This window comes from Lysobacter ciconiae, assembly GCF_015209725.1.
Classification (GTDB): Bacteria; Pseudomonadota; Gammaproteobacteria; order Xanthomonadales; family Xanthomonadaceae; genus Novilysobacter; species Novilysobacter ciconiae.
In genome coordinates this window covers 833,236-854,958 of sequence record NZ_CP063656.1, presented here as the reverse complement: position 1 = coordinate 854,958, position 21,723 = coordinate 833,236, and the positions used below count along the sequence as shown (strand labels likewise).

The 21,723-nt window shown below is 66.1% G+C and carries 21 protein-coding genes; 13 read left to right on the top strand and 8 right to left on the bottom strand.

What is annotated here, in order from left to right; all coding sequences use genetic code 11:
- Positions 1-109: 109 nt before the first annotated feature.
- The 4 genes from INQ41_RS03880 (at position 110) to INQ41_RS03865 (ending at position 2,987) form a co-directional block, all read left to right on the top strand.
- Positions 110-1,069, top strand: a complete 960-nt coding sequence (locus tag INQ41_RS03880) for a peptidylprolyl isomerase (RefSeq protein ID WP_193987202.1) — start codon at positions 110-112, stop codon at positions 1,067-1,069.
- 126 nt (positions 1,070-1,195) lie between these two features.
- Positions 1,196-1,501 carry a hypothetical protein gene (locus INQ41_RS03875; protein ID WP_193986381.1) on the top strand — a complete coding sequence of 102 codons (306 nt, stop codon included), beginning with the start codon at positions 1,196-1,198 and terminating at the stop codon, positions 1,499-1,501.
- 5 nt (positions 1,502-1,506) lie between these two features.
- Positions 1,507-1,977: a VOC family protein gene (locus INQ41_RS03870; protein WP_193986379.1), complete on the top strand. Its 471-nt coding sequence runs from the start codon at positions 1,507-1,509 to the stop codon at positions 1,975-1,977.
- A gap of 65 nt (positions 1,978-2,042) precedes the next feature.
- A complete protein-coding gene (locus INQ41_RS03865) occupies positions 2,043-2,987 on the top strand; it encodes a DMT family transporter (protein WP_193986377.1) in 945 nt (314 codons plus the stop codon).
- A gap of 8 nt (positions 2,988-2,995) precedes the next feature.
- Here INQ41_RS03865 and dbpA read toward each other — a convergent pair whose 3' ends face one another.
- Entirely contained in the window at positions 2,996-4,390 is a 1,395-nt protein-coding gene (gene dbpA / locus INQ41_RS03860) for an ATP-dependent RNA helicase DbpA (protein WP_193986375.1), read from the bottom strand.
- 111 nt (positions 4,391-4,501) lie between these two features.
- On the opposite strand from dbpA, the gene INQ41_RS03855 reads away from it, so the two are divergent.
- Positions 4,502-4,732: an RNA-binding S4 domain-containing protein gene (locus INQ41_RS03855; protein ID WP_193986373.1), complete on the top strand. Its 231-nt coding sequence runs from the start codon at positions 4,502-4,504 to the stop codon at positions 4,730-4,732.
- A gap of 45 nt (positions 4,733-4,777) precedes the next feature.
- Here INQ41_RS03855 and INQ41_RS03850 read toward each other — a convergent pair whose 3' ends face one another.
- The gene (locus tag INQ41_RS03850; protein WP_193986372.1) at positions 4,778-5,512 is read right to left on the bottom strand and encodes a BON domain-containing protein; all 735 of its coding nucleotides are present in this window, start codon (positions 5,510-5,512) and stop codon (positions 4,778-4,780) included.
- A 57-nt stretch (positions 5,513-5,569) separates the two neighbouring features.
- Complete coding sequence (locus INQ41_RS03845; RefSeq protein ID WP_193986370.1) at positions 5,570-6,649, bottom strand: COG3904 family protein; 1,080 nt, start codon at positions 6,647-6,649, stop codon at positions 5,570-5,572.
- A gap of 106 nt (positions 6,650-6,755) precedes the next feature.
- Here INQ41_RS03845 and INQ41_RS03840 point away from each other — a divergent pair, with 106 nt between their 5' ends.
- The 4 genes from INQ41_RS03840 to htpG all read left to right on the top strand — a co-directional run bounded on the left by INQ41_RS03840 (position 6,756) and on the right by htpG (position 10,148).
- On the top strand, positions 6,756-7,049 hold the full coding sequence (locus INQ41_RS03840) for a GIY-YIG nuclease family protein (RefSeq protein WP_193986368.1): 294 nt from the start codon (positions 6,756-6,758) through the stop codon (positions 7,047-7,049).
- A 76-nt stretch (positions 7,050-7,125) separates the two neighbouring features.
- On the top strand, positions 7,126-7,299 hold the full coding sequence (locus tag INQ41_RS03835) for a DUF1328 domain-containing protein (protein ID WP_043957803.1): 174 nt from the start codon (positions 7,126-7,128) through the stop codon (positions 7,297-7,299).
- A 153-nt stretch (positions 7,300-7,452) separates the two neighbouring features.
- On the top strand, positions 7,453-8,088 hold the full coding sequence (upp, locus tag INQ41_RS03830; protein WP_193986366.1) for a uracil phosphoribosyltransferase: 636 nt from the start codon (positions 7,453-7,455) through the stop codon (positions 8,086-8,088).
- A 149-nt stretch (positions 8,089-8,237) separates the two neighbouring features.
- Entirely contained in the window at positions 8,238-10,148 is a 1,911-nt protein-coding gene (gene htpG, locus INQ41_RS03825; protein WP_193986364.1) for a molecular chaperone HtpG, read from the top strand.
- A 94-nt stretch (positions 10,149-10,242) separates the two neighbouring features.
- Here the strand turns inward: htpG and INQ41_RS03820 are convergent, their stop codons facing one another.
- Positions 10,243-11,214 carry a hypothetical protein gene (locus INQ41_RS03820; protein WP_193986362.1) on the bottom strand — a complete coding sequence of 324 codons (972 nt, stop codon included), beginning with the start codon at positions 11,212-11,214 and terminating at the stop codon, positions 10,243-10,245.
- Between the two features lie 994 nt (positions 11,215-12,208).
- A complete protein-coding gene (locus INQ41_RS03815) occupies positions 12,209-13,312 on the bottom strand; it encodes an HDOD domain-containing protein (protein ID WP_228076770.1) in 1,104 nt (367 codons plus the stop codon).
- A 231-nt stretch (positions 13,313-13,543) separates the two neighbouring features.
- Here INQ41_RS03815 and INQ41_RS03810 point away from each other — a divergent pair, with 231 nt between their 5' ends.
- Both INQ41_RS03810 and INQ41_RS03805 read left to right on the top strand, forming a co-directional pair.
- A complete protein-coding gene (locus tag INQ41_RS03810) occupies positions 13,544-15,169 on the top strand; it encodes a peptide chain release factor 3 (protein WP_193986358.1) in 1,626 nt (541 codons plus the stop codon).
- Positions 15,170-15,290: 121 nt separating this feature from the next.
- Positions 15,291-17,294 carry an AsmA family protein gene (locus INQ41_RS03805; RefSeq protein WP_193986356.1) on the top strand — a complete coding sequence of 668 codons (2,004 nt, stop codon included), beginning with the start codon at positions 15,291-15,293 and terminating at the stop codon, positions 17,292-17,294.
- Positions 17,295-17,313: 19 nt separating this feature from the next.
- Here the strand turns inward: INQ41_RS03805 and INQ41_RS03800 are convergent, their stop codons facing one another.
- The 3 genes from INQ41_RS03800 to mtgA form a co-directional block, all read right to left on the bottom strand.
- Positions 17,314-17,742 (bottom strand): CBS domain-containing protein, encoded by a 429-nt coding sequence (locus tag INQ41_RS03800; protein ID WP_193986355.1) that lies wholly within the window; start codon positions 17,740-17,742, stop codon positions 17,314-17,316.
- The gene (locus tag INQ41_RS03795) at positions 17,702-18,745 is read right to left on the bottom strand and encodes a glycosyltransferase family 2 protein (protein ID WP_193986353.1); all 1,044 of its coding nucleotides are present in this window, start codon (positions 18,743-18,745) and stop codon (positions 17,702-17,704) included. Before INQ41_RS03795 ends, INQ41_RS03800 begins: the two co-directional genes overlap by 41 nt.
- A gap of 70 nt (positions 18,746-18,815) precedes the next feature.
- Complete coding sequence (mtgA, locus tag INQ41_RS03790) at positions 18,816-19,538, bottom strand: monofunctional biosynthetic peptidoglycan transglycosylase (protein ID WP_193986351.1); 723 nt, start codon at positions 19,536-19,538, stop codon at positions 18,816-18,818.
- A gap of 175 nt (positions 19,539-19,713) precedes the next feature.
- Here mtgA and hslO point away from each other — a divergent pair, with 175 nt between their 5' ends.
- Both hslO and INQ41_RS03780 read left to right on the top strand, forming a co-directional pair.
- Positions 19,714-20,667: an Hsp33 family molecular chaperone HslO gene (gene hslO / locus INQ41_RS03785; RefSeq protein ID WP_193986349.1), complete on the top strand. Its 954-nt coding sequence runs from the start codon at positions 19,714-19,716 to the stop codon at positions 20,665-20,667.
- Between the two features lie 104 nt (positions 20,668-20,771).
- On the top strand, positions 20,772-21,623 hold the full coding sequence (locus INQ41_RS03780) for an XOO1806 family protein (protein ID WP_193986347.1): 852 nt from the start codon (positions 20,772-20,774) through the stop codon (positions 21,621-21,623).
- Positions 21,624-21,723: the final 100 nt, after the last annotated feature.

Genomic DNA, 21,723 nt, shown 5'->3' with positions numbered 1-21,723 from the left:
ACAGGCCGCATTGGCTGGCGCGTGCGGATTCCGTCAGAATCGGGCGACTGCCGTATGCTTGCCCAAAAAGGAGCCGCCCTTGCCAAGCCCACGCCTGCCGTTGTCCGCCCTGCTGACGTCTACCGTGTTGTCGTCGGCCCTGCTCTCATCCGTCCTGGTGGGCGCCTGCATCGGCTTGCCAACGGCACACGCAGCCCAGGCGCAAACGCCAGCCGTCTCCGATGCTCCAATCAAGGCCCCGTCGGTCAGCGAGATCCTCGCCGCTTCACCGGACGCGGACTGGCGCACGCCCGATCCCGGCAACATCCTGTATATGGACGTGGCCGGCGGACGCGTGGTCATCGAACTGGCGCCCGGCTTCGCGCCCGAGCACGTGGCCAATATCCGCACCCTCGCCCGTGAACACTTCTGGGACGACCTGAGCATCTACCGTGCCCAGGACAACTTCGTGGTGCAGTTCGGCGATCCGGATGCCGGCGAGCTCGGCGCCCGCTCGCTGGGCGGTGCACGGACCCACCTGCCGGCGGAGTTTGAGCGCCCCGCGGCGGGGCTTGCATTCACCGCCCTCGCCGATTCCGATGGCTGGGCGCCGCAGGTCGGCTTTGTCGACGGTTTCCCTGCCGCGCAGGATCCGGCGGGTGGTAGCGCCTGGATGACGCATTGTTACGGGGCGCTCGGTGCCGGCCGTGACATGGCGGCCGATTCCAGCAATGGTGCAGAGCTTTACGTGGTCATCGGCCAATCGCCGCGCCAGCTGGATCGCAACATCACCCTGGTCGGCCGCGTCGTGCGCGGCATGGAGTTCCTGTCTGCCACCCCGCGCGGGCCGGAACCGATGGGCGTCTACGACAACCCGGCCCGACGCACCCCCATCGCGACCATCCGCCTGGCGAGCGAGCTGCCGGCCGACCAACGCGAGCGCCTGCAGTTGCTGCGGACCGACAGCGCCACGTTCGCGGCCGTCACCGAGGCCCGACGCAACCGGCGCGACGACTGGTACAAATCCAGCGCCGGCCACATCGACCTGTGCAACGTGCCGCTGCCGGTGCGCGAGATGCCGGAAGGCTGAACGCCACACCGCGCAGCCTGGATCGCAGCCGCGGATGAACGCCGTCCCCATCTGCCGCGGGCCCGTCACGTGCTTTTGCGCGTGCGCTCCCTAGCCTTGAGCGACCTTCCCCACAAGGCGCTTCCCATGCCACTGATACGCATCAGGATCACCGGCGGCGACGATGCCAGCCGTGCCATCCGCGACCTGCTAGCCAGCCTCCCCGAGATCGAGCACGTGGAGGAGATCCAGGACCTCATGCCGCACATGGACGATCCTGACTCCAGCTCCGCCGGCCTGTCCGAGGACAGCGGCCCGGGAATGCAGGTGATCGAGGTGGACGCGCCCGACGACGCGGCCGCGGAGCGCGTACGCGAGACGGTCGAAGCCCTTGCATTCAAGCTGGACGTGCTTGCCGAGTTCGAAACCGACGAGTCCGACGTCCGGGAGTAATTCCCATGGCCAACAGCACGATCATCCCGTGCCTGCAGTACCGCAACGCCCACGTCGCGATCGACTGGTTGTGTGAAGCGTTCGGATTCAGGCGCCTGTCCGTCCACGCCGACGAGCGCTACGTCCACCACGCGCAGCTGGTTCTTGAGGGCGGCATGGTGATGCTGGCTTCGGCGCGCGACGAGTTCGCCGCCAACGACCCGGTCGATCGCTGGCGGCTGCGCATGGTCCAGCCCGACCAGATCGGCGGACGCGAGACCCAGACCAGTTGCGTCGTGGTGCGCGATCCGGACGCGCATTACGCGCGCGCGATCGCCGCCGGCGCGGAAATCATCCGCGACATCGCCAACCAGGACTACGGCGGACGCGGCTACGGCTGCCTGGATATTGAAGGCCACATGTGGTGGTTTGGCAGTTACGACCCCTGGCTGTCGCTCGACGAGCCCGAGGGCGAGACCCGCGCAGCGGTTCACTAGCCCCGGCGCGCTCGCCACGGTTGGCTGCATTGCGCACAATGTGCCGCTGACTGCGGCCCGATGCGATGACCCCGACCAACAAAGCCTTCCTGCAGATCCACTTCTGCGTCCTGTTGTGGGGCTTCACGGCCATCCTCGGCAAGGTGATCACGCTCGCCGCGCTGCCTCTGGTGTGGTGGCGGATGCTGATGGTGACGGCAGCGCTGGCGCTGGTGCCGCGGGTGTGGCGCGGACTGCGCGCGATGCCCCGCCGGCTGCTGTGGGCCTACGCCGGCATCGGGGTGTTGGTATCACTGCACTGGCTGACCTTCTACGCCGCGATCAAGCTGTCCAACGCCTCCATCGGCGCGACGTGCATTGCGCTGGCCACCGTCTTCACTGCGCTGGTCGAGCCGTGGCTGGCGCGCAGCCGGTTCTCGCGGCGCGACTTCATGCTCGGCGTGGCCGTCCTGCCCGGAGTGGCCTTGGTGGTCGGCGGTGTGCCTGACGGCATGCGCATCGGCATTGTCGTCGGCGCGGTGTCGGCGTTGCTGGTGGCGCTGTTCGGTTCGCTTAACAAGCGCCTGGTCGAGCATGCCGATCCGCTGACCGTGACCGCGCTGGAACTGGGCGCGGGCACCCTGGCGCTGACGCTGCTGGCACCGGTGCTGCCGTATGTCCTGCCGGTGCTGGGCGATACCAACCTGCTCACGCTGCCCAGCGCGCGCGACATCGGCTGGCTGCTCGTGCTGGCGTTGGGCTGCACGCTGTTGCCGTTCGCGCTGTCACTGGCGGCGCTGCGCCACATGAGTGCGTTCTCGGCGCAACTGGCGGTCAACCTGGAACCGGTCTACGCCATCGCACTGGCCATCCTCCTGCTGGGCGAGCAGCACGAGCTGAGCCTGCAGTTCTACCTCGGGGTGGCGATCATCCTGATCGCGGTGTTCATCTACCCGCTGCTGGGCAAGCCGCGTCGCGGCGGGCATCCGGAGATGCTTGCCACCGCCGAGTCGAAGATCGTCGTCGACTAGCCCCGGGGTCAGATCCGCTGGATGCGGAAGCGCCGGTTCTTGATCCTGCCTTCGCGCAGGCGGGCCAGCGCCGCGTCGGCCTTGCCGCGGGCGACGGCGACATAGGAGCGCCTGGCGAACACGTCGATCTTGCCGATCGCCGACGACGGCAGGCCCGCATCTCCGGTCAGCGCGCCGACGATGTCGCCCGGTCGCAGCTTGTCGGTCTTGCCGCCGTCGATGCGCAAGGTGACCATCGCCGCCGGCACCACACCGGCGGCCTTCCCGGCAAGCGGTGTTGCGCGCACCCACTCCAGCGGCGTGCCGGTATGCAGGGCGATCATGTCGGCGCGCGACACTTCCGCGGGAGCACAAAGGCTCAGCGCCAGCCCTTCCCGGCCGGCGCGACCGGTGCGCCCGATCCGGTGCACGTAGGTGTCGGCGTCCGTCGGCAGCTCATAGTTGACCACCGCGGCCAGGTCCTCGACATCCAGCCCGCGCGCGGCGACGTCACTGGCGACCAGCACGCTGCAACTGCGGTTGGCAAAGCGCAGCAGGATCTCGTCACGATCGCGCTGCTCCATGTCGCCGTGCAGCGCCAGCGCCGTGAATCCGTAGTGGGCAAGCGAAGCCACGACCTCCTCGGTGTCACGGCGCATGTTGCAGAACACCACACACGACTCCGGGCGGAACTGCAGCAGCAGCGCCGCCAGCAGCGGCGTCTTGCGGCCCGGCTCCACTTCGTAGAACAGCTGGCGGATGCGGGTCGGGCTTTCCGACGATTCCACAGTGACCTGCAGCGGCGTGCGCAGCATCGCGCCGGCCAGGGTGCGGATCGCGTCCGGGAACGTCGCCGAGAACATCAGGCCCTGCCGATCTGCGGGCAGCTTGCCGACGATCTCGCGGATCTGGTCCTCGAAGCCCATGTCGAGCATGCGGTCCGCCTCATCCAGCACCAGCGTATGCACGCCGCGAAGATGCAGCGCCTTCTTGCGCAGCAGCTCCTGGATCCGCCCCGGCGTGCCGACCACCACCTGGGGATCGTGGGTGGCCAGCGACGCCAGCTGAGGCGCCAGCGGCATGCCGCCGCACAGCACCGACAGCTTCAGGTTGGGAATACCCAGCGCCAGCTTCCGCAGCTGCCGTCCGACCTGGTCGGCGAGCTCACGGGTCGGACAAAGCACCAGTGCCTGGGTCTGGATCCGGGTCGCATCCACCCGGCTGAGGACACCGAGTCCGAACGCCGCGGTCTTGCCGCTGCCGGTCGGCGCCTGGGCGATGACGTCGCGTCCCTCCAGGATTGCCGGCAGGGCCTGCGCCTGTACCGGAGTGAGCTGGGTATAGCCCAGTGCGTCCACACCCTGCAAAAGCTGGGCGGACAGATCGAGGCTGGCGAAGGCGTGCTGGGGGTCGTGGCTGGTCATTGCGCCATGATCGCAGGTTGCAGCGCTGCATCCGCGCTTCACGGGTCATCCCGGCTTGCGTCCCAATCAAGCCGCTGCGACCCTGACCCACCCTTCCGCAGCGACCGCCCGATGGAATCACTGGAATTCGAACTCGATGACGGCCACGAGTACGTGGAACTGAACCAGCTGCTGAAGCTGGTCGGACTGTGCGACAGCGGCGGCATCGGCAAGCAGATCGTTGCCAGCGGCGCGGTCGCCGTGGACGGGAAGGTCGAGCTGCGCAAGACCTGCAAGATACGCGCGGGCCAGGTGGTCAGCGTGGAAGGGGCCGAAGTCCGGGTGCTGCCTGCCGCCGTCTAAGCGGGCGGGGTCAACCTCGACCCCGCCAGCCGCTGCAGCCAGGCGCTAGAGGTCCGTTTCCGGCAACGTGGAATCTCCCGCCGAGACACCCTCGGAAGGCCGATCCGCCGTCGGTACCTGAACCCTGTTTTCCACGCTTCGGACACCGTCGCAGGCGGCTGCAAGGTCCTCGATCCGGTGCTTCATCCAGCGCTCGCGGACGGTGCCGGTCAGCGAAACCACCCCGCCGGACACATTGACCGAGACATCGCTGGGATCCACATGCTCGCATCGGGTGAGCCGTTCGCACACGTCTTCGGTGATGCGCTGGTCGGAGCGCGTGTAGTTTTTCGGTCCGACGCCGCGATAGCTCGCGCGCCCATAGGACGCGCTGCCCGGCGGCAGGTAATCGGAGTCGCTACCACCGGTGATGTCCCCAAACGGGGGCTGGGTGCGTCCGGGCGACGCGTAGCCGGGACTGAGGTCATCGTCCAGATAAGTGTCCGGTCCTGCCCCTGCCCCGCTGTACGACCCGCGTGCCGAGCCGTGCGGACCGGCGCGGCGATGGCTACGTCCCTCGCCCGGCTGCGGCGGCACTTCGCGGCTGGCCATGCCGTCGTAGGCGCCCGACACCTGCCTGCGCTGCATCTCCAGCCAGCGCCGCCCCATGCGGACGTATCCGGCGCCCAGGTCGGCCACATCCTGGGCCATCGATTTCAGATCATCTGCGACGTTGTTTCCACTCACGGCAGGCCTCCTTCTGGTCAACGCAGCGCCGACGGCGCCTTGCTGGAACACCATGCGCGCCACGGCATTAAGGGCGCGTGGGCAATTCGGGCCCGGCCGGCCGTCGCGGCGTCAGCTGTGGGAGGTATCGCTGCGCCGCTCCAGCGGCACGGTGACCGCCGAATCAAACTCCGACAGCGGGCTCTGCACGGGACACTGGGCGTCAGGAAAGCCGAAGCGCTCGCGCAGCTTCAAGCCGCACTCGCCCATGCTCCCCACCTGATCCCCGGCCGCCTGGCATTCGCGGTCGAAGGCGCGGAAAAAGGCGTCCTTGCGCTGGACGAAATCCGCGCCGCACCGGCGGGTCAGCTCGATGCGCTGAAGGTCGTCCTCCGCCGCGTTGCGGCCTTCCAGCCCGTACAGGTCCATCTCTTGCGCGGTCAGCAGTCTCAGGCTGCGGTTGGGCACGGTCATCATCAGGTCGGCGATGGCGAACGCCACGCCGTTGCGCTGCAGGTACTCGCGCACGTCGGCGTGGACGGCCTGCAGTTCCTCCTGCAGCTCGGCGCGCGAGGTGGCCTTCGAGCTGATCCGGATCATGCGGTGGATGCCGACCTTGCCGGCGATCATGCGCATGTCGCCTGCCGCAAGGACGAGCACACACGAACTGTGGCAAACCGCGCCTTCGCGCACCCAGATCGTCCACCGGGACGCGCCGATCATGTCGCCCGAGCGGATCGCCTCCTCGATCTGGCCGCCGGTGGAGTCGATGTCGAGAATCCGCTTGTGGATGCCCAGCGTGTCGGCGACCTCCACCGTGCGCTCGATGAGCGCGGTGAACTCGTCCGAGATCTTGCCCTGGTAGCGAAGGCGCAGCAGCCCGCCCGCGCCGCAGGGTTCCAGCGCGGCGCGGATCTGCGTGTAGTCGGGCGATCGCAGCGCGGTGCCCTCGCCGTTGGCGTAGTCGTGATCGCAGCTGAGCCACGCTTGGCCGGCTTCCAGGGCGAGCGGTCGCCAGTCGATCGCGGACCGATCAGTGGCCGCGGCGTAGGGATCGGCGGCGACCACCTCCGCGTCCGACACGGCGCCGCCGCGCGAGTCACCCCGCGTCTGGATCACTTCGCCGACGCCAACATCCGCGGCCGGCGGTTGATGGCAGGCCGAAAGCAGCAGCGCAAGGAGGATCGCGGAAATTCGCCGGGGCGAGGGCATGTGTGGGACCGCAGGGCTTATGAACGATCAGTCTAGGGGCGCGCGGGTGCCATGACTGCAACGGCGGATGAACCTGTTCTGCCACCGCGACGGATAGACTGCCGCGATGGCCTGGTTCGTCTACCTGCTGGAGTGCCGCAACGGCGCGGTTTACACCGGGATCACCACGGATATCCCGCGCCGGTTCGGCCAGCACCTTGCCGGCAAGGGTGCCCGGTACACGCGCGCCAACCCGCCCATCCGGCTGCTTGCCCAGTTTGCCTGTCCCGACCGCGGCAGCGCTAGCCGCGCGGAGTACGCCATCAAGCGCCTTCCAACGGCCGCCAAGCGCGCCTTGTGCGACGCCGGGCAGGACGCGGGCGAGCGCCTGTTCACCCGCATCGCACATCTGCATCGGTAGCGTGGGTTCCAGACGCGGCGGTGCCGGCCACTTCGGCCTGACCACCGGATTCGCTCAACGACAGGAGACCAAGCTAATGATCAAATGGGCCATCATTTTTGCCGTCATCGGCCTCATCGCAGGCGTGCTCGGCTTCGGCGGAATGGCCGGTGCCGCAATGGGCATCGCCAAGTTCCTGTTCATCGCGGCGATCGTGATCGCGGTCGTGCTGTTCCTGCTGGGAATGACCGTCTACAAAAAGGTCAGGTAGCGCGCGTTTCTCAAGCGCCCGACCAGGGTCGCTTTGGAAACGATCAAACACCCGGCGCTCCCGGGTGTTTTTTTATGGGCGCCAGGCGGCGCGCCATGGATCGCCCGCCGTAGTTTGGGCCACACTTGCCCCAATTCCGAGACCGGTCCGCCTATGAAGATTGTCGAAGTCCGCCATCCGCTGGTGCAGCACAAGCTCGGGCTGATGCGCCGCGCCGACAACAGCACCAAATCCTTCCGCGAGCTGTCGTCCGAAGTGGCGACGCTGCTGACCTACGAGGCGACGGCAGACCTGGAGACCGAGGCGGTCGAGATCCAGGGCTGGGCCGGAACATCGCTTACGGTTCGGCGGATCAAGGGTCGCAAGATCACCCTGGTGCCGATCCTGCGCGCCGGCATCGGCATGCTGCCGGGCGTGCTGGAATTGATCCCCGCCGCCAAGGTGAGCGTGGTCGGCATGGCGCGCGACGAAGAGACGCTCGGCGCTGTGGCCTACTACGAGAAGCTGGTCGGCAACATGCACGACCGCACCGCCTTGATTCTGGACCCCATGCTGGCCACCGGCGGCACATTGATCGCGACGGTCGACATGCTCAAGGCCGCCGGGGCGACTCGAATCAAGGGATTGTTCCTCGTCGCCGCGCCGGAGGGCCTGCGGGCAGCCGAAGCCGCGCACCCGGACCTGGAGATCTACACCGCGTCGATCGACGACCGTCTCAACGAGCGAGGCTACATCCTGCCGGGCCTCGGCGATGCCGGTGACAAGATCTTCGGGACCAGCGCGGACTGAACTCGCCATCGCGCACGCCGCAGACGCGCGAGCTTGCGAGGGATGAGCGCGCTGCTATTGGCGTCCCGGCCCGCATCAGACTTGATTTCGCCACCCGGACGCCCCAGCTGAAGGGCAGTCAACCGTTTTGCGCCAAGGGACAGCCACGCATGAGCACAACGACAGAAACACGCAAATTCGAAGCCGAGGTCGCCCAGGTCCTGCACCTGGTCACGCACTCGCTCTACTCGCACAAGGAGATCTTCCTGCGCGAGCTGATCTCCAACGCCTCCGACGCCTGCGACAAGCTGCGCTTCGAGGCGATCGCCAATCCCGCGCTGAATGCCGGCGAGGGCGAGCTGCACATCGACATCAGCTGGGACAAGGACGCGCGCACGATCAGCATCGCCGACAACGGCATCGGCATGAGCCGCGACGAGGTGGTCGCCAACATCGGCACCATCGCCAGCTCCGGCACGCGCCGGTTCCTGGAGGCCATGGGCAACGAGCAGAAGGCCGATGCGCGCCTGATCGGCCAGTTCGGCGTGGGCTTCTATTCCGCCTACGTGGTCGCCGACAAGGTGACCGTCCTCAGCCGCCGCGCCGACGCGCCCGCCAACGAGGGCGTGAAGTGGGAAAGCGATGGCAAGGGCGAGTACACCCTGGACACCGTCGAGCTGCCCGAGCGCGGCACCACGGTAACGCTGCACCTGAAAGCCGATGAGGACGAATTCCTTGCCGACTGGAAGCTGCGCTCGCTGATCAGCCGCTATTCGGACCACGTCGCCTTCCCGATCCGCATGCAGAAGCCCGGCAACGAGGCGGCGGATGACGAATCCGGAGAGCCGAGCAAGGACGACAGCGCCGCGCCGCAGTGGGAGACCATCAATGCCGCCTCGGCGCTGTGGACCAAGCCCCGCAGCGACATCAGCGACGAGGACTACCAGAGCTTCTACAAGTCGCTCGGCCACGACTTCAACGATGCGCTGGCCTGGACCCACAACCGCGTGGAGGGCAGCCAGAGCTTCACCACCCTGCTCTACCTGCCCTCGCAGCCGCCGTTCGACCTGATGATGGGCGGACGCGACGAGCGCAAGGGCCTGAAGCTGTACATCAAGCGCGTGTTCGTCATGGACGCCGCCGAGGAGCTGCTGCCCAACTACCTGCGCTTCGTGCGCGGCGTGATCGACGCCGACGACCTGCCGCTCAACGTCAGCCGCGAGCTGCTGCAGCAGAACCGCCAGCTGGACCGGATCAAGTCGGCCTGCGTGAAGCGCGTGCTCGACCTGATCGAGACGCTGGCCCGCGACGAGCCTGAGAAATTCGCCACCTTCTACAAGGCCTTTGGCAACACGCTCAAGGAAGGCATCGGCGAGGACCACGCCAACCGCGAGCGCATCGCCAAGCTCCTGCGTTTTGCGTCCACCAAGGGCGAGGCCGGCAAGCAGGTCGTGTCGCTGGACGACTACATCGGTCGCATGGCGACCGGCCAGGACACCATCTGGTACATCACCGCGGAGAGCCACGCCGCCGCGTTCGGCAGCCCGCAACTGGAAGCGTTCAAAGCCAAGGACATCGAAGTGCTGCTGATGTCCGACCGCATCGACGAGTGGATGCTCGGCTCGCTGACCGAGTACGACGACAGGAAGCTGCAGAACGTCGCCAAGGGCGAGCTGCCGCTGGACGAGGCGGACAAGGCGAAACAGGAAGAGGCGGCCAAGTCCGCTGAACCGCTGGTCGCCCGGCTGAAAACCCTGCTCGGTGATCGGGTCAGCGATGTCCGGGTATCGGCGCGACTGACCGACTCGCCGTCCTGCCTGGCGCTGGCCGATTTCGACATGGCCCCGCACTTCGCCCGCATGCTGCGCGAAGCCGGCCAGCAGATGCCCGAGAGCAAGCCGACCCTGGAGATCAACCCGCAGCACGAGCTGCTCAAGCGCGTCGAGGCCGAAAGCGATGATGCCAAGGCCGCCGATCTGGCGACCCTTTTGCTGGAGCAGGCCGAGATTTCCGCTGGCGCGCCGTTGCCCGATCCGGCCGCGTTCGTGCAGCGGATGAACCGGGTGTTGCTGGCGGGCTGAAGGTTGCTGTCCACCTGAAGAACCAATGCCTGAAATGCAAAGAAAATGCCCGCAGATTTGCGGGCATTTTTCCGTCTGAGGCAGGCCTATCAGTTCAGAAGGACCGGTTCCAAATGAATTTGCCCTTCTCGTACGTCATGGCGCCGAACACGTTCACGCAGGCAATTTCGGGCGCAGCACCGGATATCTGGCGATGAGGCCACGTTTTCGCGGGCTTCATACCGGAAAACTGGTAGCTCGTCATTCCAGCCGATCGACTGGAATTGTCGATCATCGCCACGCCAGCTTCCCCGACGTACAAGTGACCGCCACCCGGCGCCGACATCAGCCAGACCCCGGTCTCCGGATTCACCACACCCCATCCCCGCTGTCCCTTCACCGCATGGATGGCGCTACCGTTGGGCTCCATTACCTGGTCTATCCAACCGACGGCGCTGTTGACTAGCACTTTAGACACCCGGTTGTTTTTCACGACGTACGCATTCCCTGACACGGCCAGCACTCCGCTGTCGAGGGACTGCAGCACCATGTCCTCGACCTGACCGGGCACAACGAAGCCCAGTGGGTAGCGTGTCCCGTCCGCAACGTTGCGGACTACCGGCACCTCACCGCCCGTCTCATTCAAACCCAGGTAGTAGTACGCCCTCCCGTCACCTGTCAGCCGAAACAGGAAGCGCCCGAAACCGTCGCCCGGAACATCCTTGACAACGCTGTCCCCGACAACCGCCCCGTCTGTTCGGTTGAAAACCCGGATGCGAATGCCCGGGGCATCTCCCTCCGTGGCAACGAGTACCAGCCCAGGCTGAAAATCAACCGCGCTCAACACTCCCGCTACTTCAACGGGCTTGTGACTGGGTGAAACGAGGTAGGCCTTGCCGCCATCGCTCATCGAGACCGCCACGACCGCCCCATCGCCGTCCGGGGCCATCCAGTACTGGTCGAAATCGCTCTGCATTGGCGGGAGTTTCACCTGCCAAGCGATCCCCTTGGGTGTGGACTGAAAGACGGTTGTAGCACTCTTGGCGCGGACAACCGCGATCGTTTTGAACGGATGATCGCAACTCATCGCCACGCCGCTGGCGGAGCGTGGCAATCCAGCGTGCCCCACGACACCGGCAGTGGCTTGACATACAAGCACTCCAGCTACGGATACAGCTACGCAAAATCTACTTCTATGATTTCCGGTCATGGTACGTTCCTTGATACTCATAAACTCGGCTTCTACGGAACCGCTATGGGCAAGGCCTTCTGCCAGCTAAATTTGCCATCTCTGCTGATCATCATTCCAAACGCGCTTGTACAGGCGACCTCCCCATGGCGAGCGGAACTACTCGCGATCCGACGTACCAACCTTGGATGGACGCCTGAAAAATCGTAAACGCTCAATGCGGGTTTTCCACCGGCCAGGCTTAAGTGAGTCAAATAGCTGGAGTCAACCATCAGGTTTTGCGCCAGGCCTGGAACCACGAGCTTCCAGTCTGCAGTCCTCGGGTCAACTACTCCCCATCCGGCGCGCCCCCGCACCGCATATATCCCGCTTCCACCGGGCTCGATAATCTCATTGATCCAACCGATAGCCGGCTCGAGCCGAACCATCTCCGGGGCCCCTCCCCTCCACAGATATGCCTTTCCGCCGGCGGCGAGGATGCCACGTTTTTTCGAGAACATGACTACATCATCGACATCACCTATGCCGGCTGGAGACGTTGCGACAACCTCTCCAGTAACAACATCCCTCATTGTTACTAAACGAGCTCCCGCGTCCGTACACCAATCGAGTCGGAGCATTGCATGCGACAAAGGTTCCATTGTATGTCGGCGGAACTCGGGCTCGGGCCACAACAGCGGAGTGGGCATAACCCAGGACGAATGGACAAAGAAAAACGAGAACAAGCCGCCGCATCGCATAACCATTTGCGAACATAAGAAGTTCCTTTTCTTTCGGCGAACAAGAACCTACGTCGTCCGTGCACGCTGTTTACCCTTCCGATGGGAATTTTCCAGTTACCACGATGCTTCAGAGCTGTCAATACCTGCTGCCTCGGCCACACTACCCCGCCTCAAGCCGCTTTCAGCCCCTGATCCATCTGCTCGGCCATCGCGCGCCATTGTGGGAGCTTGTCCAGCATCCCTACCGAATGCAGGTAGCTCTCATCAACTGGGATGCCCTTGACCAGCGCCGAAGCGACATGGACCGCGCCGGTCACCCAGAAGCCGGTGGAGCGCATGCGCCGCGGACGGAACTGATGGGCGACCGCCTCGACGATCGGTGTCGGCAGGCCCCAAAGGCCCAACAGGTAGGCGCCCGCCTCGGCATACCCCGGACTGCCCGGCGCGATTTCCGGGGACGTCTCATCGGTGTCTGTGGCCAGGTGGTCGACGATCCCGGGAAGCAGAAGCCCGACTTCCGCGAGCAGTCCGGCAGTGACGGCCAGGTCCGCACTGGGTCCCGCAAGCAGTTTGCCCGCCAGACGGGAGATCGCCAGCGCGCGCGTCTGCATGCTTTCCCGATCGATCCCGGTCTCTCCCGCGGCCTGCCCGAAGGTTTCGCTGGCCAACACCAGTTGCCGCAGCGTGCCCAGCCCCAGGCGCGTGACGGCCGAGCGGATGTCGGTGATTTCCCGGCCGGCCGAGAACATCGCCGAGTTGCAAAGCCGCAGCACCTTGGCGGCAAGTGCCGGATCCTGGGAGAGCACGTAGGCGATCTCGGCCATGCTGACGTCGGGGTTGCGCATCAGGCGCACCAGTTCGATGTACATGCGCGGCGCGGGCGGAAGCGAGTCGATCCGACCGATCGTCAGCTTGAGCTCTTCGTTGTCGAGCAGCGAGCGCAGGTCGGTCACGCTCTCCACCGCGTCGACAAGCTCGCCAGCGTCAAGCGGTCTGGTCAGTACGCGATGGGCCGAGTCGAGCGCGCTCAGCGCGTCCGCGCATTGGCCGGACTCCAGCAGCAGTAGCCGCACGGTGTCCGGGCAGTCCGTGCGCAAACGCGTCAACAAGGCGGGGCTGTGCGGGTGCACCTCGGCGACGAACACGTCGGGAGACAGTGACTGGATGCGATCCGCGTCGGTGACGGGGACACATTCAATCTTCCAGTCCAATCCAAATTCACGCAGGGAGGTTTCGAGTTCCTTCGCCTGGGCGACATCCCCGCCGGAAATCACAATCAACACTGATCCTTCTCCACAATAGGTCGCGCGGTCACTCCGCCCATGCCAGATAACGGCTGCAAGCCGGGCGGCTTTAGAGCGCCATCCGGACCGCGGTCACAATGCTGAGATCCGGTTGGAGGGGTTGCCTCTGGCCATCTCCTGCGGTTCGCGCATGGGCAGCGCGCTGAGCACCTATAATTGGCGGCTTTCCGCTCTGTCGGCGCGCCCGTGCGCGCCAAGCCCATGTCCGACGCATCCAGATCCGACGTCTCCGGCAAATCCGACGTCTCCAAGCAGGCGCTGCGCCGCCGCACGTTCGCGATCATCTCGCACCCCGACGCCGGCAAGACCACGCTGACCGAAAAGCTGTTGCTGTTTGGCGGCGCGATCCAGATGGCCGGGTCGGTGAAAGGCCGCAAGGCCGCCCGCCACGCCACCTCGGACTGGATGAAGCTGGAGCAGGAGCGCGGCATCTCGGTGACCAGCTCGGTGATGCAGTTCCCCTACGACGGGCGCATCGTCAATTTGCTCGACACCCCGGGCCACGCCGACTTCGGCGAGGACACCTACCGCGTGCTGACCGCCGTGGACTCCGCGCTGATGGTGATCGACGTCGCGAAGGGCGTTGAGGAGCGCACGATCAAGCTGATGGAGGTCTGCCGGCTGCGCAACACGCCGATCATGACCTTCATCAACAAGCTCGACCGCGAAGGCAAGGAGCCCATCGAGCTGCTCGATGAGGTCGAAAGCGTGCTCGACATCCAGTGCGCGCCGGTCACGTGGCCGATCGGCATGGGCAAGCGCCTGAAGGGCGTCGTCCACCTGCTGACCGGCGAGGTGCACCTGTACGAGCCGGGGCGCAACTTCACCCGTCAGGATTCGACGATCTTCAAGTCGATCGATGATCCCGCGTTCGAGCAGCGCATCGGCGCCGCCGTGCTGGCCGAACTGCGCGACGAGCTGGAGCTGGTGCAGGGCGCCAGCCATCCGTTCGACATCGAGAAATACCTGTCGGGCGAACAGACACCGGTGTTCTTCGGCTCGGCGGTCAACAACTTTGGCGTGCAGCTGCTGCTGGACTTCTTCGTCAACAACGCGCCCGCGCCGCAGCCGCGCGAAACCACGACCCGCGATGTCGATCCGACCGAGGAGAAGCTCACCGGCTTCGTGTTCAAGATCCAGGCCAACATGGACCCGCAACACCGCGACCGGGTGGCGTTCATGCGCGTGTGTTCGGGCAAGTTCACGGCCGGCATGAAGGCCTTCCACGTGCGCACCGGCAAGGAGCTCAAGCTGGCCAATGCGTTGACCTTCATGGCCAGCGACCGCGAAATCGCCGAGACCGCCTATTCGGGCGACGTGCTGGGCATCCACAACCACGGCACGGTGTCGATCGGCGACAGCTTCAGCGAAGGCGAGTCGATCACCTTCACCGGCATCCCCAACTTCGCGCCCGAGCTGTTCCGGCGCGCGCGCCTGCGCGACCCGCTCAAGCTCAAGCAGCTGCAGAAGGGGCTGGCCCAGCTCAGCGAGGAAGGCGCGACCCAGTTCTTCCGCCCGCTGATGAGCAACGACCTGATCCTGGGCGCGGTCGGGGTGTTGCAGTTCGAGGTCGTCGCCTACCGGCTGAAGGCCGAGTACGGCGTGGATGCGATTTTCGAGCCGGTCAGCATCTCCACCACGCGCTGGATCCGCTGCGCCAGCGAACGCAAGCTGGAGGAGTTCCGCGACAAGAACGCCAGCCACCTCGCGCTCGACGCCGCCGACCAGCTGGTCTATCTGGCGCCGACCCGGGTCAACCTGCAGCTGGCGCAGGAGCGCGCCCCGGACGTGGAGTTCCTGGCGACCCGCGAGCAGGCCCACACCTGATCGCATCGGCGCTCGGGCCCCGACCGCGGATCGGGGCCTGAACCGGCGGCGACGCCATTTCACCGGCGTTTTACCGTGGGATGCGGATGGTTGGGCCATCCCACGCTACCCGACCTTGTCGATGCCCGATTCCCCGCGTTCCACCCCGCCCCATTCAAAGCCGGGCCCAAGAGGTGCACCCGGCTCGGACGAATGGTGGCAGCTGCCCCGACGTCACCCGTGGTGGACCGCACTTGCGGTGGTCGTGCTTGGCCTGATCGTGCTGGTCGCGCTGTGGGACTGGAACTGGTTCAAGGGGCCGGTCGAGCGCCAGGTGGAGAACCGCACCGGACGCGAGTTCCGGATCAAGGGCGATCTCGACGTCGACCTGGGCTGGACGCCGACAATCCGTGCCAATGACGTGCACTTCGCCAACGCCAAGTGGGCGCGCGATCCCGAGATGGCCAGCGCCGAGCAGCTGGAGCTGTCAATCGACCTGCTGCGCCTCTTGCGGGGCAAGGTGCGCATACCCCACTTGCGCCTGGCGCAACCGCACGTCTCGCTGGAAGCCAACCCGGAAGGCGGCGGCAACTGGCAGCTGCGCAACAGCGGCGGCGGCGACAGCAATCTCGAGTTTCGGCGGGTATGGATTTCCCGTGGCGAGCTGGTGTTCCTCGACGAGGCGGACAAGACCGACATCAAGGTGGACGTGACCAGCGCGGCGGCCAAGGAAATCGGCGACGCACCACCGATCCAGGTGAAGGGCGGCGGCCAGTGGCGCGGCAACGAATTCACCGTGGAAGGCACCGCGGAGTCGCCGCTGGAACTGCGCGATGTCGAGTCGCCCTACCAGATCGACGCGCGCGCCCAGGCCGGCGCGACCAAGGCCCACGCGCGCGGGACGCTGCTGGATCCCCTGCGCATGCGTGATTTCGACCTCCAGCTCAACCTGGCAGGCAAAAACCTGGACGACCTCTATCCGCTGATCGGGGTCGCCTTGCCCCCCACCCCGCCCTACACCCTGGAGGGCCGGCTGACCCGCGACATCCAGGGATCCAGCACCACCTGGCACTACGACAAGTTCAGCGGAACCGTGGGCGACAGCGACCTTGCCGGCAGCGCAGCCTTCACCACCGGCGGTGATCGCCCCCTGCTGAAGGCCGATCTGCATTCCAAGCGGCTCGACTTCGACGACCTGGCCGGGTTGGTCGGCGGCGCGCCCCAAACCGGTGCCGGAGAAACCAGCAACCCGGAGCTGACAGCGAAAGCCGCGGAGATGAAAGCCCGCCAGCGCGTGCTGCCCGACACCCCCTACAAGCTGGAAAAGATGCGCGCGATGGATGCCGACGTCAGCCTGAAGGCCGACCGCATCAACGCACCCTCGCTGCCGCTGGAGCACATGAACACGCACCTTTCGCTGAAGGCCGGGCTGCTGGTGCTCGATCCTTTTGACTTCGGCGTCGCTGGCGGCAAGATTGCATCCAACGTGCGGATGGACGCGCGCAAAGACGCCATACAGACGCGGGCCAGGATGCAGGCCAGCGGGCTGGACCTGTCGCAATTGCTGCCGCAGGTCGAACTGGTGCAGAACGCTATCGGCAAGCTGTCAGGGCACGTCGACCTGACCGGTCAAGGCAACTCGATTGCCGCGATGCTCGGCAGCAGCGACGGACAGGTCGATGTGGGCATGGGCCGGGGCCAGATCAGCAACATCCTGATGGAGATGGCCGGCATCGACATCGCCGAGATCATCAAGTTCAAGCTGAAGGGCGATCGCCTGATCCCCCTCCGCTGCGCCTTCGGTGATTTCAAAGTCGCCAATGGCGTCATGACGGCCAATGCATTGGCCTTCGACACCACCGACACGATCCTGATCGGTGAGGGCACCATCAACCTCAAGGACGAACAGCTCGATCTGCGGATCCGTCCACGGCCCAAGGACCGCTCCATCCTGGCGTTCCGCTCCCCGTTGCTGGTGGACGGCACGTTCAAGAACCCCTCCGTGCGTCCGGACCTGAAAAGCGTCGGCCTGCGCGGCGCCATTGCCTTGGCACTGGGCAGCATCTCGCCGCCGGCGGCGCTGCTGGCAACGCTGGAACTGGGTCCGGGGGAGGATTCGGGTTGCGGTGGGCAGTACGCCAAGTAGGCGTCCGCCCCGCCGATGATCAGCTCTCGATGTAGCGCTGCAGCTGCACCAGTTCCTGCTGCTGGTCCTCGATCACTGCCTTCACCAGGTCACCGATGGATACCACCCCCATCACCTTGCCGTCGGCCATCACCGGCAGGTGGCGGATGCGCTGGTCGGTCACCAGCGCCATGCAGTGCTCGGCGGTGTCTTCCAGACCGACGGTGTGCATGTCGGTGGTCATCACCTCGGAGACCGCCGTGGTCTTGGAAGAGCGGCCCTGCAGGATGATCTTGCGGGCGTAGTCACGCTCCGAGATGATCCCGGCCAGCCGTCCGTTGTCGAGAACCAGCAGCGCTCCCACCCGCTTCTCCGCCATCAGGCGAATCGCATCGATCATCGGTGCATCCGGGGCGATCGAATAGACCTCAGGGGACTTGGCTTCCAGCAGATGCCTTACGTTGCGCATGGCGCTCTCCTTGTGTATCGGGTATCCGATCCGAGCATACCCCCGCCGCCGGCTGCCAGGCATCCACCAGGTAGAGCGGGCGCTGCTTGGACTCCTCGTACAGTCGCCCGAGGTACTCCCCGATCAGCCCCAGCGCGATCAGCTGCACGCCGCCCAGGAACAGGATCACCGCCATCATGGTCGGCCACCCTTGCACCGCGTCACCCCACAGCAACGCCTTGCCGATCACCCAGCAGCCATAGCCGAAGGCTAGCAGCGCGGTCGCCATGCCCAGGTAGGTCGCCAGCCGCAGCGGCGCGGTGGAGAAACTGGTGATGCCTTCGAGGGCCAGGTTCCACAAGCGCCAGAAGTTGAACTTGGTCTCCCCGGCCGCACGCGGACCCCGCTGGTAGGGCAGTGCAACGCGATTGAAGCCCACCCAGCCGAACAGACCCTTCATGAAGCGGTGGCGTTCGCGCATCTGCGCCAGTGCGGCCAGCGCACGTGGCGACAGCAGGCGGAAGTCGCCGGTGTCGGCGGGAATCGGCGTTTTCGACAGGCGCCCCATCACCCGGTAGAACGCGTGCGCGGTGGCGCGCTTCCACCAGCCCTCGCCCTCGCGCACCAGCCGGGTGCCGTGCACGTCGTCGAACCCCGCCAGCCAGTGGGCGACGAACTGCGACGCGAGTTCGGGTGGGTCCTGGCCATCGGCGTCCAGGATCAACGCGGCGCCGTGCACCACCCGGTCCAGTCCGGCGGTCAGGGCGAGCTCCTTGCCGAAGTTACGCGACAGGCGCAGCAGGGAGACGCGCGGGTCCTGCGCCGCCAGCGCCTGCATCACGGCCCAGGTCGCGTCGCTGCTGCCGTCATCCACGTAGAGGATGCCGCCACCGATGCCGTGCTCCATGCTCACCGCGTCCAGGGCGGCGGCAAGCCGTGGCTGCAGCAGCGGCAGACTGGCGGCCTCGTTGAACGCGGCCACCACGAGGGTGAGGTGGTTGTCGGGCGCGTCGGCAGGCTTCATCGCGGCATGGTAGCCGAGCACCCATGAGTGCCGCGCGGACCGCCCGCGAATGCGGCGGCTGCCGAGGCCCCTACTCGAACTGCTCGAGGTAGGACGGACCGCCGATCTGGCGCATCTGGCGCTGGATCTGCGTCGTCCGGCGCTGGACGTACGGGCCCGGTCTTTCCACGCTGTAGCGCTTGGGACTGGGCAACACCGCCGCCAGCCGCGCCGATTCGGCGGCCGTCAACTGGCTCGCATCCTTGCGGAAGTAACGTTGCGCCGCGGCCTGCGCGCCGTACACGCCGTCCCCGAACTCGGCAATGTTGACGTAGACCTCGATGATCCGCGACTTCGGCCACATCAACTCCACCAGCGCGGTGTACCAGACCTCCAGTCCCTTGCGGACCCAACTGCGCCCGCTCCACAGGAAGAGGTTCTTCGCGGTCTGCTGGCTGATGGTGCTGGCGCCGCGCAAGCGGCCACCTTCTTCATGGCGCTCGCGCGCCTTGCGGATCGCTTCCAGATCAAAACCGTGGTGCTCTGCAAAGCGCTGGTCCTCGGAGGCCACCACCGCCAGCGGGAGGTTGGACGATATCTGCCCGCGGTCGCGCCATTGATAGGCGAGGCGGAAGTCGCTCTCTCCCCGGGTCCATGCCGAAACCTGCCGGGCGACCATGAACGCGCTGGTGGGTGGGTCCACGAACCGCAGCGTGCCGACCTGGACAATGCTGGCCACCAACAGCACCAGTGGGACCGCGACCACCCATCGCCACCAGCGACGTCTGCGCGGCCCGGCGCCGGGCAGTTGCATGCGCGGCTCGTGCCGCTCTGGATCGTGCCGCTTTGGGGCATCCTGTTCTGGCCCGTGCTCTCGTCGGCCATGCTCATCCGGCCCGTCTTGCGCCCTGCCCATCGCGTCCCCATCTTGACTGGTCAACCCGTCTTCGCCGGCATTATCGACCAACCGCCGGCCACGCGAGCATTTCATGCCACAAGCACACACCCCACAACCCGCATCCGACGGATCCGACGACCGGCTCACCCGATTCATGATCGACCGCGCGGGCGTGCGCGGCGTGCACGTGCAGCTGCGGCATACCTGGCAGCACATACGCCAGCTCATGACCGATGTCGGCAACCAGGCGCCCGGTGCGGTGGAACTGCTGGGCGAGGCGACGGCGGCGGCGTCCCTGTTTACCGGCCACGTCAAGATCGACGGCCGCCTGTCGGTGCAACTGCGCAGCAGCGGCCTGTTGCGGACCTTGTTTGTCGAGTGCACGTCTGCCGGCACCCTGCGCGGCATCGTGCGTCTTGATCCGGAGCACGTTGACGCGGGCGAGAAGGCTGTTTCCGGCAATCTGCGCGACCTCGGCGACGATACCGTCCTGGCAATCACCATCGAGAACCCCTCGGTCGGTGGCCGCGACCCGGTGCGCTACCAGGGCCTGGTGGCGCTGGACGCCGCCGATACCCTGGGCGAGGCGTTCGAAGGCTACTTTCGTCAGTCCGAGCAATTGCCTACCCGTCTTCTGCTGGCCGGGGATGACGAGCATGTGGCCGGCCTGATGCTGCAGAAGCTGCCCGGGGACGAAGGCGATGAGGACGGCTGGAATCGCGCCGGCGCGCTGTTTGACACGCTCGGTCGCGATGAGCTCCTGCAGACGCCGGTCGCGGATCTGCTCAACCGGCTGTTCCACGACGACGGCGTGCAGCTCCTGGGCGACCGCGCACTCGGGTTCGCGTGCTCATGTTCGGCTGAAAGGGTAGAGTCGATGCTGGTGTCGCTGGGGAGCGAGGAGGCACTGGCCGCGGCGGAGGATGGCGATGCGCAGATCCGCTGCGAGTTCTGCGGGGAGCGATACGAGTTCACCCGCGAACGCATCCAGGATCTGCTGGACGTCGCGGCACAACAGGTTCCAGCTCCCGAGCGCTTGCAATAAGCGGGAATTCACGCCACGTTGATTGTTAAAGAAACATAAACACCGTAGTATCGATGCTCCAGTACGGGGGAACTCATCCGGGCAAGCCGGGTCAAATCTGTGTCATGAAAAGCCGCCTCTTCCAACTGTCGCTGACCCTGCTCCTCGCCTGCGGCGTGGTGACAGGCGCCCATGCGCAGTCTCCGAAGAAGGTCAAGCGTGCGGACCCGACCGTTTTGCCGGTCTGGAACAACACCAGCGGCAAGCTGGAAGCACTGCTCCTGCTGGAACCCACCGGCACCCCTTCCTCCGGGGCGCGGTGGCGTGTCGGCAGCACCACCCTTGACGCCGCATTCGGCCTTCAGGGCAGCAATACGCTGGGTCTGGTCTGCGACCGCAGCAGCGGGCTCGCGGGCACCATCGGCAACCTGGCCAATCACTGCCTGCTGGCGGCGATGGATAACGAGCGCCACGAACGACTGGCCGCCGGGACGAGTATCGGTACCCGGTCTACCCGCTTCGGCGTGTCGGTGGGCAAGAGCCGCGACACGTTGCCGGCGTGGTTGAATCCCGGCCACGCCGCCAACCAGGTCAACCAGAACACGCTCACGGTCTACGGCAAGCAGAACATCGGCAGCGAGGCCACGGTCTCCATCGGTGGTACCTGGGCGCGGGCACGCCTGATTCCCGCGGGCGATGCGCCCGCCGCCCTGGCCGATCGCTGGAGCAGCCGCACCCTGACCGTCGGCGCCGGTTACGGCGACTTCGATGCCAATATCATTGGCCGCGTGGTGGATACCCCCACCCAACCCGGCGGTTGGGAAGGGCTGGGAATCGGCCTGACCTGGCGCACTCCCTGGAGCGGCAGCCTGACCGTCGGCGCCGAGAAAATCACCCGGGGCAGCAATCCGTTCGCGGCAAACGCGGACGCTGACGAGGGCACCGTGCCCTACGTCCGTTACGAGCAGGATCTGTAACACTCGATCCACAGGCCTGCCGCAGCTCACGCGGCCCGCGCCCTGCCTTATATCCCCTGATGCGCCCGCTTGGCGTTATGCGCAGCACGCGCCCGCACCC